The organism is Helcococcus massiliensis (assembly GCF_900258485.1).
Taxonomy (GTDB): domain Bacteria; phylum Bacillota; class Clostridia; order Tissierellales; family Peptoniphilaceae; genus Helcococcus; species Helcococcus massiliensis.
Map to the genome: position 1 here is coordinate 60,682 of NZ_OGVE01000002.1, position 13,088 is coordinate 73,769.

General features: G+C 30.5%; 12 protein-coding genes. 3 read left to right on the forward strand and 9 right to left on the reverse strand.

What is annotated here, in order from left to right:
* Window positions 1–212 precede the first annotated feature (212 nt).
* Genes C4Q29_RS01970 through trkA form a run of 5 tightly spaced genes read right to left on the reverse strand, consistent with a single transcriptional unit; the run spans window position 213 to window position 5,272 of the window.
* Window positions 213–842, reverse strand: a complete 630-nt coding sequence (locus C4Q29_RS01970) for an HAD-IA family hydrolase (RefSeq protein WP_103981155.1) — start codon at window positions 840–842, stop codon at window positions 213–215.
* Between the two features lie 19 nt (window positions 843–861).
* On the reverse strand, window positions 862–1,155 hold the full coding sequence (locus C4Q29_RS01975) for a hypothetical protein (protein ID WP_103981156.1): 294 nt from the start codon (window positions 1,153–1,155) through the stop codon (window positions 862–864).
* The gene (gene rlmD / locus C4Q29_RS01980; protein WP_103981157.1) at window positions 1,152–2,474 is read right to left on the reverse strand and encodes a 23S rRNA (uracil(1939)-C(5))-methyltransferase RlmD; all 1,323 of its coding nucleotides are present in this window, start codon (window positions 2,472–2,474) and stop codon (window positions 1,152–1,154) included. The genes C4Q29_RS01975 and rlmD overlap by 4 nt, the downstream gene beginning before the upstream one ends.
* Complete coding sequence (locus C4Q29_RS01985) at window positions 2,475–3,920, reverse strand: TrkH family potassium uptake protein (protein WP_103981158.1); 1,446 nt, start codon at window positions 3,918–3,920, stop codon at window positions 2,475–2,477. It lies immediately after the preceding gene.
* Complete coding sequence (gene trkA / locus C4Q29_RS01990) at window positions 3,917–5,272, reverse strand: Trk system potassium transporter TrkA (protein WP_159459187.1); 1,356 nt, start codon at window positions 5,270–5,272, stop codon at window positions 3,917–3,919. Before trkA ends, C4Q29_RS01985 begins: the two co-directional genes overlap by 4 nt.
* A gap of 97 nt (window positions 5,273–5,369) precedes the next feature.
* Between trkA and C4Q29_RS01995 the strand changes: the two genes are divergently transcribed.
* Together C4Q29_RS01995 and C4Q29_RS02000 are read left to right on the forward strand one after the other, a co-directional pair.
* A complete protein-coding gene (locus C4Q29_RS01995) occupies window positions 5,370–6,485 on the forward strand; it encodes an SHOCT-like domain-containing protein (RefSeq protein ID WP_103981160.1) in 1,116 nt (371 codons plus the stop codon).
* 200 nt (window positions 6,486–6,685) lie between these two features.
* The gene (locus C4Q29_RS02000; protein WP_103981161.1) at window positions 6,686–7,873 is read left to right on the forward strand and encodes a G5 domain-containing protein; all 1,188 of its coding nucleotides are present in this window, start codon (window positions 6,686–6,688) and stop codon (window positions 7,871–7,873) included.
* 48 nt (window positions 7,874–7,921) lie between these two features.
* Here C4Q29_RS02000 and fni read toward each other — a convergent pair whose 3' ends face one another.
* From fni to mvk, 4 genes are read right to left on the reverse strand one after another with little or no spacing between them, the layout of a single operon-like run.
* Complete coding sequence (gene fni / locus C4Q29_RS02005; protein ID WP_103981162.1) at window positions 7,922–8,974, reverse strand: type 2 isopentenyl-diphosphate Delta-isomerase; 1,053 nt, start codon at window positions 8,972–8,974, stop codon at window positions 7,922–7,924.
* A 1-nt stretch (window position 8,975) separates the two neighbouring features.
* Window positions 8,976–10,025, reverse strand: coding sequence for a phosphomevalonate kinase (locus tag C4Q29_RS02010; RefSeq protein ID WP_103981163.1), 1,050 nt, complete (start codon window positions 10,023–10,025; stop codon window positions 8,976–8,978).
* On the reverse strand, window positions 10,019–10,999 hold the full coding sequence (mvaD, locus tag C4Q29_RS02015) for a diphosphomevalonate decarboxylase (RefSeq protein ID WP_234994014.1): 981 nt from the start codon (window positions 10,997–10,999) through the stop codon (window positions 10,019–10,021). Before mvaD ends, C4Q29_RS02010 begins: the two co-directional genes overlap by 7 nt.
* Window positions 10,999–11,919, reverse strand: coding sequence for a mevalonate kinase (mvk, locus tag C4Q29_RS02020; protein ID WP_103981165.1), 921 nt, complete (start codon window positions 11,917–11,919; stop codon window positions 10,999–11,001). The genes mvaD and mvk overlap by 1 nt, the downstream gene beginning before the upstream one ends.
* Window positions 11,920–12,134: 215 nt before the next feature.
* Here mvk and C4Q29_RS02025 point away from each other — a divergent pair, with 215 nt between their 5' ends.
* Entirely contained in the window at window positions 12,135–13,082 is a 948-nt protein-coding gene (locus tag C4Q29_RS02025; protein ID WP_103981166.1) for a metal ABC transporter solute-binding protein, Zn/Mn family, read from the forward strand.
* The last annotated feature ends 6 nt before the right edge of the window (window positions 13,083–13,088 follow it).

Here is a 13,088-nt window from a genome sequence, read left to right on the forward strand (position 1 = left end):
CCAAAATTTACCAAGAAATTGGCTCAAATCGAGAACTTTCTTGTGTTTTGCGCTATTACACAAAGAGAAAAAATAGAAAACGGCGCAAATATGAGCTTATTTCTAAATTTGCACTATATTTTTCCAAGAGATTGGCTCAAATCTAAATTTCACCTGAATTTTGCGCCAATTCACAAGTTAACAAAATAAAACAGGCTCATACAAAGCCTGTTTTACTCATCAAATTTTAATATATCCTTAAGCCTGAAAACCAATATATCTTCTTGACCTTTGGATTCTAAAAAACTTTCTTCTGCTATATAAAATATAGCCTTTATTCCTGCATTTTTGGCACATTCCACATCAAGGTGTCTGTCTCCTACATAATATGTTTGGTTTTTATCCATGTCATATTTATCTATTAAATAAGTCAAAGCCTCTGGATCAGGCTTTCTTTTAAATCCTTCTTCAGCGGTAATTATTTCTTCGAAAAATTTATCCATACCCAACTTTTTCAATAAAGGATAGCTTGTATCTCCCCTATGGGTGTATACATAATGCTTGGCACCTCTATTTGCTAGTTCGTCTAAGACTTCATAGGCACCATCGATACTGGTTAAATCTTTTTCTATTTCTTTTCTTATCTTAGAATACCTGGACTTTAATTCTTTATATTGCTTTTTTGTTAATTCAGATAATTGTTCTATATATGAAGTTACTGAGTCACCAACAACCTGCTTATATATTTCATCTTTAGAAAATTCAAGTTCATTTTCTTTTGCTAATAGATAAGCAGTTTCAACTATGCCCTTATATGAATCAAAAAGCGTACCATCTAAGTCCCAGATATAATTTTTATGCATTATACAACTCCTAAAACTATTATTTGTACTTATCAAATAAAATCAATGTACCTTCACCATATAAATGGTCATTGATTATTTCTTTTAGTTTTTTATCTTTTATCAAAATTTCATCTAACTTATCTATTAGCTTATCTATATCTTTTCCATCTGCTAATTCTTTTGTGAAGTTTTCTTCTCCTGTAGCTGCAAGATACCATTTTCTAGAAAATAAGGTTAGGTTGTACAAACTATTTTTATATATGAATTGAATATCATTAGACTTTCTGATAGTTTCAATTGCTTTATCATAAGTTATTAATTCTTTATTCATCTTTTCACCTTCCTTTTCATTCTTACTAGAGTTTCAATTTCTAGTGTATTTACAAATTGATCATAAGCTATGATGTCAATTAATTTATACCCATATTTCTTAAACCTTTTTATATCTCTGGCTAAGCTTGCTGGATTGCAAGATATATAAATAATATTTCCTATATTTGAATCACCAATTTTAGAGATTATATTTTCATCTAAGCCTCTTCTTGGTGGATCAAATAAAACTGTAGTGTTTTCCCTATTTAATTTAAGGTCTTCTATAGCTTTTTCTGCAGGCTTATTTATAAATTCAATATTATCAACCTTATTTATTGCTGCATTTTCTTTAGCATCTTGAACTGCATCCTTGTTGATCTCCACAGACATTATCTTTTCAACTTGGTCAGCAAAAAGTATAGAAGTGGTAGAAATACCACTATACAGGTCTAGAAGTATTTGAGGTTTGATATCTTTCAAGTATTCCTTGGCTTGCATATAGATGTCATAGGAAACATCCTTGTTGACTTGCATAAAAGCTTTGGCTGAAATATTAAAGGTCTTATCCCCCAATTGTTCTTGTATCTTTTCAGCACCAAAAATATGCTGTAAATCTTGCATCTTATAGTTTCTAGATTTGGTGTTTTTGCTTATATAAAAAGAATTTATTTTTCCACTATCTTCCAAATCTTTTGCAAGTTTTGAAAAGTCAAAGTTCTCGTTGTAGACCAAGATAAGCATAGTCTGCCCAAGAGAAGTTGATCTTATGATTATATTTTTTACAAGCCCTTTATTCGTCCTTGGATCATAACCCTTTATATCGTGTTGTTTCAATAAATCTTTTAATAAAAGTACAATATCATTTATCTCTTTGGTGTTCATCAGACACTGGTTGATTTTTACATGGTCATTTGTAGACCTTGAAAAATATGATAAATCACCATTTGGATCAACTTTTAATTCTAATTTGTTTCTGTAGCCTTGCTTTTTATCAGCTTCTACAAACTTTATATCTTCTAAATTTTCACCAGCTATCCTATTTATCTGATTTATAAGCTTGTCTTTCTTAAATTCTATCTGTTTGTCATAAGAAATATCATATAATTCATAAACACCACAGAGATTTTCTTCTCCTACATTATCAGAAGTTAAATATGGAGATTCTTTTATAATATCTTTAATAATAGCTTCACAGAAATTCTTCTTTTCTTTTACAATTTCTACTGCTACTTTTTGTCCAAGCTTAGCCTGGTCAACAAAATAAACCAAGCCATCTTTTTTAGCTACACCTCTGCCCTTGTCATCTAAATCAAATATTTCGAATATTATATTTTCCATCTATACCTTCTTCCATGTGTCTGGTGAAAATAAAATTATCATAGGGAATATTTCAAGTCTCCCCGCTATCATAGCAAAAGATAATAAGATCTTGTTAAAATTGGAGAGCATAGCAAAGGAAGATGTCGGTCCAACTTTGCCAAGACCTGGTCCCACGTTGTTAAAGGTTGTTGCTACAGCTGAAAAGGCTGATATAAAGTCTTGTAAATCTATTGATACACTCAATATTAAAATAAAGAAAATTATAACATACAAGCTAAAGTAGTTTATAAGTGTCCTTAAATACTTATCTTCCACAACCTTTCCGTCGTATCTCATTTTCATAACTCTTTTAGGATTTCTTTGCTTCTTTATTTCAATCAAGGCCAACTTGCTAGCCATTGATACCCTGATTACTTTTAATCCACCTGCTGTAGAACCAGCCATTCCACCAATTACCATTAGTGATAGTATGATAATCTGTGAAAATAAAGGCCAAGTTGTATAGTCATTAGAAGAAAACCCCGTCGTAGATATGGTTGAAGACACTGTAAAGAATGAATGTCTTAAAGCTTGTAATACGCCCAAATCTGAGCTTATATTAATGGTTATGAGCAAAATAGCTGAAAGCACTATTCCTATAAACCATTTTAATTCTTCATTATCAAAAAAGTTTTTAGCTTTACCAATTAAAAATAAGTGATAAAGAGAAAAGTTTATTGAAAAAGCTAGCATCCCAAGCCCTATTATCATTTCAATAAGGACTGAGTTATAGTGTGCAACTGATCCATTTCTTATAGAAAATCCTCCAGTACCTGCTGTTTCAAAGGCATGGGTAATGGCATCAAATAACGGCATACCTGCCAATACCAAGGCAACGATCAATATTGATGTAAGTAAGGCATATATGGTATAAAGTATCCTTGCTGAATCTTTTAATCTAGATAGTAATTTACCAAATATTGGTCCTGGTGATTCTGCCTTCATCAAGTGGATATCTTCCTTGCTTACACTTGGCAATACGGCTAGGGCGAATACTAAAACTCCCATTCCACCTATAAATTGTTGCATGGCCTTCCACATAATTATTGATGGAGTCTGTACAGAAACATCCGCCAACACTGAAGATCCTGTAGTTGTAAAGCCAGATGCTACCTCAAAGAAGCTATCAATTAGAGAAGTAAATTGTCCTGATAGGTACAAGGGTAAGCCTCCAAAAAACGACATTAGAGTCCAGGTACCTGTAACAATTACAAATCCTTCACTAGCGAATAGTTTTTTCGAATCTACTTTTATAAATTGCAAGGGTAAATTTATTATTAATAATATAAGTATAGTCCATACAAAAGCCATTTTTTCAGTTGAACTTTCTTTATATATAAAAGCTGTTATTAAAGGAATAAGCATCAACAAAGCTTCAACCAATAGCAATCTTGAAATGGTCTTAATTACTTTTTTTATATTCATAGTAAAATCTCATCCAATTCATTTAATCCTTCATTTTGAGTAATTAAAATTACCCTGTCATATACCTCTATTGTATCTTCCCCACTTGGGAACAATACTTCATTGTTTCTTTTTATAAAGGCTAAAAGATTTCCATTTTTGATAGGTAAATCTTTTAGTTTAATACCAGTAACCTTGGAAGTTTCCTTAACAATAAACTCCAAAGCTTCAACCTGGTCACTGGCCATTTTGTATAAGGCCTCAACATTGGACCCTTGAGAATTTTCTAAGGCCCTAATTTTTTGCAGTATCTTATCTGCAATTATCCTCTTTGGAGTTACAATCGACTGAAGTCCAATCAAGTCACCTAAGTCATTTAATTCTGTCCTAGATATTTTAGTTAGAGTTTTTCCAATATTATATTTTTGAGCTACCATTGAAACGATCATGTTTTCTTCATCTATTCCTGTAAGAGCAAATAAGGCATCATATTGATCAGCCCTTTGTTCTTTAAGTGTTTTAGATGATGTACCATCATCATTTATAACTTCAACCTTTGGGAAATTTAAGCTAATGTATTCAGCCTTTTCCCTATCTTTTTCAACTAATTTTATTTTAATATTAGTATCATTAAGTACTTTTAAAATATATCTAGACAACAAACCTCCACCAATTATAAAAATTGATTTGATGGCTTTTGTAGTCTGTTTATTTTCTAAAAACAACTTAGAAAGTTCTTCTATTGGGCCAATTACAAATAAGTGGTCTCCCGATTTAATTGCATAATCACCATTTGGTATAAATACTTTGTCGCCATCTGCTACTGCACATACAAGTATATTTTTATATAAGTTCCTAAATTGTATAAGCATCTTACCAACTAAGTTAGAATCAGGAGATACTCTCATTTCCACAATAGGAGCTTCATCTTTACTTGTAAAAGATTCATAAGAAATAGCTTGTGGGAAAGTGATTAGCCTTCTAATATATTCTGCAGCTTCTAATTCAGGATTAACTATATAATTAATCCCTAGAGACCTTCTAACTGGTCCATTTAGATATATGTACTCTTCTTTTCTAGCCCTGGCTATAGTTGTCTCTGCCCCAATATTTTTTGCTAAGACTGCTGCTATCAAATTAAGTTCATCATTGTCTGTTACTGCAATGAAAATATCTGCCTTTTCAACACCTGCCTCTACTTGTATTTCATAGGAAGAGCCATTCCCTACTACACCATTTATATCGTGTTCATTAAGCATTTCTTCTAAAAGATCTGAATTTATTTCTATTAATGTAATATTATGATTTTCATGACTTAAATCATGACATAGGACCTGACCAACTTTTCCAGCCCCTACGATAACTATATTCATCATATCCTCCTCAAAATATATAACTATCATAACATAATTAAGACATTTTTATCTTCTATATTATATAATGGTTATATAGAAAATTACGGAGGCAAACATGAATGATAAAAGACTCTTAATATTAAATATGTTAGATGAAGGGAAAATATCTAGCCAAGAAGCTTTAGAACTATTAGAAGCAATTAAAGATGATAAAGATAATAAAGATTTAAATAATGAAACAAAACAAGATTCATACCAAGAAGATACAACAGAAAAAAATACAGAAGAAAGGGAAGATACTTCTAATAGCTTTGTAAAAAAATCAGCCCAAGCCGTAGGAAATATTTTAGGAAAGTTAAATGTTTTTATGGATAACTTTCAAGATAAATTGGCAGAAGAATTCGAAAATGTTGAAGAAAGTTTTATTGAAGAATCTGATGACGAATCTCCTATCCTAAATGAATCTTATACAATAGATGAAATAATTGATAATAAAAAAGACTTTGTAATAAATAACCCTTATGGACCTATCAACTTATATGGCCACGATGAAGACAATATTTTAATTAATATAGATCTTGCTTATAAAAAATCATATGAAAATAAAGTTAAAGACTTTTATAGCTATAAAAATACTAATAATAGCTTTGACCTTAGCTTCAAAAATAATATATCTTCCAATCATAAAAACTTTAAAATTAACTTGGATATTAGAATTCCTAAGAACTTTATAAATTCATTATTTGTGAAAAGCCTAAATGATGATATAAAAATTTATAATATAACTTCTAATGAGTTGGAAGTTGAAAATATAAATGCTCCTATTGATATTAATAATATCTCTAGTCATAAAATAGATATCAAATTACTAAATGGTTCTTATAGGCAAAGCAAAACTGCAACAAATGATTTAGCTATAAAGGCCTTAAACGCAAACTTGGAACTTGATGAATTAAAGTCAGTTAATACAAAAATCACCAATCCTAATGGAAGTATAGATATCAGTTCTATTAATTCAATGACTAAGACTTTATCTATTTCTGGTTTTAATTCCATGGTAAAAATTTCGAATATTGACCAAAGTCGTCCTATTATATTTGAGAACAAATCCATAAATTCACATAGTAAAATTGGTCCTAATCTAAATATTATTAAGAATTTTGACAGAGATAATTCGGACATTTTAATATTAAATATAAAGGCAAATAATGGTAAAATAGTAATTTGTTAAATAAAAGTAATATTTTATGACAAGCTTTTCATAGCTTGTCTTTTTTATTTGGCTAATTTGCAAGCTTTCATCGAGGTTTAAAAATCAGTAATTATGAATTAATTTAAAAGTTACTAATAGTTACAAAATAATTACAGAAATATTGACAAATTATTTCAAAAACTCTAATATATAGGAAGTTAAGAAATTGGAGGAGATATATGTTTATTAAAAAGAACAAAACACTTATAGCTACTTTTATAGCAGTTATAGCTTTTGTTTTCACAAGTGGATTTGTTTTAGCTTCCATGCCAAAAACAATCACATTAAATATTAACAATGAAATCAAAGAAGTAACAACTTCAAGTAAGACTGTTAGAGAAGCTTTATTGGAAGAAGGATTAGACCTTGAAAAATTAGAGGTTGAAAATAATTTAGATGATAAAGTAAAAAATGATTTAGAAATTATTGCAAACACTGAAAAAACAGTTAAATTTACAAACAAGGGTACAATGACCCAAGTAAGCACTTATACAAATACTGTTGAAGACTTCTTAAAGGAACAAGGTATAGTTGCTGATGATAATGACTTGGTATCACCAAGTAGAACATTTAAAATTATTGATAACTTAGCAGTTAAGTATGATGATGTTGAAATCGAAAAATACGATGTAGAAGAAATTGTAGAATTTGAAGAAGAAAAAGAATATTCATTCGACCTTGCTTATGGTGAAACTGAAGTGAAAACTGAAGGTAAAGATGGTAAGCAAGTAGTAAATAAAGAAAAAACTTCTATCAATGGAGAATTAATCTCTGATAAGGAAGTTGATACTAAGATAATAGAAGAACCAGTGAAGCAAGTTACAGTTTATGGTTCAAAAGAAGTTGTTGAAAAATCAATCGACTTTGAAACAGTAAAGAAAAATAATTCTTCTATGTACAAGGGCGAAAGCAAAGTTGTACAAAAGGGTTCAAATGGTCTTGTAAAAGAAACTTACGAAAATAAGGGTGAAGATGATAGAACACTTGCGAAGAAAGAAACTGTAAAAGAAGCTGTAGATAAGATAATTGAAGTCGGTACAAAAGCTAGACCAGCAGCAAGTGGTCCTTCAAGTTCATCAGCTTTATATTCACTAAGACAATTTAAGTTTAATGGTGTTGTAAGATGGGGTGGTTATAAATTCACATACTACTCACAATCAGTATTACCTGGTGGTGGATTAAGAATACCTGGTAGACACGTTAATGGTAATGGATATGTAGCTGATAGCAATGGATATATTGTTTTAGCCGCTGGATATGGCATTCCAAAGGGAACAGTGATCAATACTCCATTTGGTGGTCAAGGAAAAGTTTACGACAGATGTGGAAACTGCTCACCAAATTGGTATGACGTATATGTTAGATAATAAAAATTTACTCCGTAAAGCATTCAAGCTTTACGGAGTTTTTCTATACTAAAATATATTTCTATTTGCTAATTTTTTATAGTCAATATTTCTTGCTTCACACCAGTCTTTAAGGTCAGATCCGACAATTATATCAGTCTTTCTTAATTCTTCAATATTTTTCGCACCTAATAAAGCCATTATTGATTTTAATTGGTACTTCCATTCCTCTACTATTTGAATAGCTTCTTCTATATCATGCTTATCTACTAAGTTTATAAACCTACCTGCCATAGCGACTGCAGATGCTCCCAATGATAAGGATTTAATGATATCCATTGAATTTCTAATACCAGCTGATGCTACTATTTGAACATCTGACAAATAATCTTGAGCTTCTAATAAAGAAGCTACTGTTGAATTTCCATAATTCAATAAGAAATCATACTTATCTTTACTTCTTCTAGAGTTTTCTATTTGAGCAAAATTGGTACCACCAGTTCCAGATATGTCTATGGTCTTAGCTCCAATATCTATTAATTGTTTAATAGCCTTCTTAGACATACCAAATCCAACTTCTTTTACTATAACTGGCTTGCCTACTCCTTCGATTATTTCTTTAATATTATTAATCCAACCTCTGAAGTCTCTTTCCCCTTCAGGCATTACTATTTCTTGGGCAACATTGACATGGATTTGTATACCATCTGCTTCTATTATTTGAATAGCTTTCTTTGTATCTTCCAAATTTTTATCAGCCCCTAAATTTGCAAATATTTTACCTTGGGGATTTTCTTTCCTAGTTATTGTAAATGAATCTTCTAAACTTTCATCTTTTAAAGCTGCTGATAAAGATCCTACCCCCATAAAGGTATTAGTTTCTCGAGCTAATATGGCTAATTTTTGATTATATTTCTTTGTAAGTTCAGACCCTCCAGTCATACCATTTATATAAAAAGGATGGTCTAATTTTATACCTGCTATTTCAGTTGATAGGTCAACATCGTCTACATTGATTTCTGAAAAAACTTGGTGGACAAAAGAAAGTTTATCAAAATCTGAATATGTGTTTTCCTTATGGTATTCTAGAGCTAATTTTAAATGTTCATCTTTTCTATTCATTCTATTCCTCAAATATTTTTAAATCTAAGTTAATTAATCCCACTTTTTCCCATTCTTCAATGAGATGCTTTCTATTTTCTACTAAACCAATAGCTATACCACAGTCACCCCCACCTGCACCTGAGGCTTTGGAAGCATAACCACTACTAACAGCTGTATCAATCAATATTTTTAATTTATTAATTTCATAGTTGAAGCCTGTAGCTTTTGCATAGTCATTTAATAGGATTCTATTTTCTTTTATTTTAGACCTCAATAGATCTAAATCTCCTTCTTCTAGAGCTAAAGAAACATTTTCTACTATAGCATCCGACTCCATTAAGAATTTATCCATATAAGCTTCATCTAGCTTGCTTCTAGACTTTTCTACTAATTTTTCTGTTGAAGCCTCTTCTCCTGACCAGCCGACTTCTACATCTAAAGTTTTATCTATACTTATTTTTTTTATATCTAAATATTTCCAATCTTTATCTATTATATTTAATATATCAGTTTTTTTATATTTTTCTAAAATACCAAGTCTAGAAAATGATTGGTATTTTATCAATCCTGTATAGACTGATGCTGCTAAATCCCCACATGATGATTTATGATTAAGCAAAATAGTAGCTAAGGATGATAGTTTGAATAATTCTAGTTTAGAATAATGGTAAGAATAAAGTTCTAAAATAGCTTTGATAGTTGCAACTACTACAGCACCTGATGAACCCAAACCATATTTCTTATGCTGGTCTGAATCCAGGTCTGAAAATATTTCTAACTTATAGTATTCTAAATCAAGTCCTTTAGCTTGTAGAAACTCTTCAGCTATTTGCATAGCATTTAAAACATATTTATAGTATTGGTCATCATTCTCTAGAATTATATTCTTATCTTTTCGATAATATTGCATCGTTTTTTTACCATCTACATGGATTTGACCAATATCTGAATAGCTAATTCTTACTTTAATGAATTTATCTATAGCCATGACCACGGCCTTATGACCTGGTTCAACGACAGCATATTCCCCTGCTAAATATAGCTTACCTGGAATTTTTACTTCTAACATTCCAAAACCTCTACACTAGCATCTTCACTTGCTATGTCACTATAAATCAAATCGGATTCTTTGTAGTCTTTTAATAGTTCTTCCATAACCTTATCCGCATCAGATTTTTGTATTAAAATCTTTACATTTGGGCCTGCATCCATAGTGAGATATGCTGGTATTCCTTTAGATCTTAATTCTCTGACTTTATTTATGGCCTTTATGGAATCTTCTTCAAAATAGATAATAGGTGGATTACTTGATATGATTGTTGCGTGCATTTGCATGGCATTATGTTCAGTAATTTCACCAACCTTCTTAAAATCTTTATTTTTTATAGCTTCTTTTATAGCTTCTAAATCTTTTTTTGAATGCTTAATATAGCTTTCATATAAAGGTGAAGTAGCCATAGTAGTCTTCATGGCTTGTCTAGATGATATAGACTTTTTATTTTTATTAACTAAAACTATTATCATAGCCATATCTAAGCCGGGATTATCTATTTTTTTAGCAAAGGAACTTTCATGATCATGACCCTTTTCCCATTCTACTATGCCACCATAAATAGACCTGCTGGCAGAACCTGATCCTCTTCTGGCCATTATGGAAAGATCTTTTTGACTAAGGTCTGTTTCAAATAAAGCATTTAAAGCTGTTGCCAAAGCTGCATAGGCTGAAGCTGAAGATGCCAGTCCTGCTGCTGTTGGTACGTGATTGTATGACTCAACCAATACTCTTTTATCATTTTTAGATAAGTCTCTAAATAAATCAATATACTTAGAAAGTTTTACTAATTCGTCTTCGCCTTGTTCTTGATCATTTAAATAAAATTTATCTTTTTTTGAATCTATAAAAGATACTTTAGTCTCAGTGTACAATGCATCCAGACTAAGAGACAAGGATGAAGTGTTTGGAATAATTAATTCTTCATTTTCCTTACCCCAGTATTTAATCAACGCAATATTCGCATTTGCTTTTGCCTTATATTTTTTCATTATTCTTCCTTTAATTTTTTAAGATCAGATATCCACACTTCTTTACCCAAATCATTTAACTTTTTCTTTATTTTTTCTGCTGTTTTTATATCAGGGCTTAAGGCTATCATGCAACCACCTCTGCCCCCACCGGTAAGTTTAGCTCCTAGGGCTCCAGCATCTTTTGCCAATTTTATCATCTCTTCTATGATAGGATCTGAAACACTTAATTCTCTTAAGTATACTTGGGCCTTATCCATAATCTCACCAAGTAATTTTAAATTATGTTCCTTTATAGCTTGCTTAGCTGAAAAAGTTAATTCACCAAGGCTTTCAACATAAGATTTATATTTATCGTCCTTATCATACAAAGTCTTTACATCTGATACGGCTTCCTTGGTAGATCCTTTGATACCACTATCACTGATTACTAGGTATCCATCCAAATCTATTGGAAAATCTATAGTTTCTTTATTTTTAATATACCAAATAGCCCTATCTCTTGCTATTGTCTCTATATCAATGCCTGATGGATTACCGTGAACATATTTTTCAGATATACTTGCTAAGTCTATAATCTTATTTATATCATAATTAATCTTGAAATATTCATACAAGCCTTTGGCTATAGCCACAGCAATAGAAGCAGAAGAGCCCATTCCCCTTTGAAGTGGAATATCTGATTTAATTAGTATTTTAACTTTATTAGATATCTTATACTTGTCTATAAAAGTCTTTATTAAATTTTTAAATCCAAGTAATCTTCCATCCAAGTCTTTTATTTTTCCATTATAAAAATCAGAACATAGGTAATTTTCCTTAGAATCCTTTATTGTCAATTCTAATTCCTTATCCATAAAAGGTATAGCAATGGCAGGTTTTCCATAAACTACCGAATGTTCTCCTATTAATATTATTTTACCATGTGTTTTTATTTTCATAAGTCACCATTAATTATATTTTTAATTTAAATCTCTAATACTCTTATCTGTTATACAATTTTATCAGATTGTTTGTTGTAATACAATAAATAATTATTGTTTTTTAATAACTTGCGTATAAATTTAGGTTTACCTAATTTTTTATTTGCATTAATAAAAAAATAATGCTAATATATTAATAAATTAGGTGCACCTAAAAATTTTCGGAGGTAAATATGAAAAAAAGAATTAGTAGACTAGCAAGCTTTTTATTAGCTTTAGTCTTATTAGTAGGATGTCAAGCAAAGACAAAACCTGCAGACAAAACTGGTGCTGATAAAACTAGCACTGATAAGAAAGTTGTTACTGTAACCACATCATTTATATATGATGCAGTTAAAGAAATCGCTGGTGATAAGGTTGATATAAAACTTGTTATACCTTATGGTGAAGATCCTCACCTATACCATGCTAAACCAGAAGATTTAAAGAAAATAAAAGAAGCTGACCTTGTTTTATATCACGGTCTACACTTTGAAGGTAAGATGGTGGATGTTTTAGAAAAGAAAGGTCATGCTATCACAAAAGACTTTAAAGATGATGAGCTAATTTACATGGATGAAGAAGGTTCAAAAGTAGTTGACCCTCATTTCTGGTTTGATATAGATTTATACAAAAAGGCTGTAAAAAATGTTGCTGATGAATTGGCTGGTTTATTACCAGACGAAAAAGCAAATTTTGAAAAAAATTATACTGCTTATGCTGAAAAATTAGACCAATTAAAGACTGAATTAACTGAAAAGATTAATCAAATACCTGAAGGATCAAGATACTTAATCACTCCTCATGATGCTTTCAATTACTTCTCAAGATTGTTCAAGATGGAAGTTGTAGCTCCTCAAGGTGTAAGTACTGATTCAGAAGTATCAAATGCTGATATAGAAAAAACTGCAGAATTTATTGTAAAGAATAAGATTAAGGCTATATTTACCGAATCAACCACAAATCCAGAAAAAATGAAAAAATTACAAGAAATTTGTAAGGCTAAGGGATTTGAAGTAAAGGTTGTTTCTGGTGAAGGTCAAGAACTATATTCTGACTCATTAGCTGACAAGGGAGAAGGTCATACATATATAGATATGTATAGACAAAACGTAGATTTAATAGTAAATAATTTAAAATAGATGAGA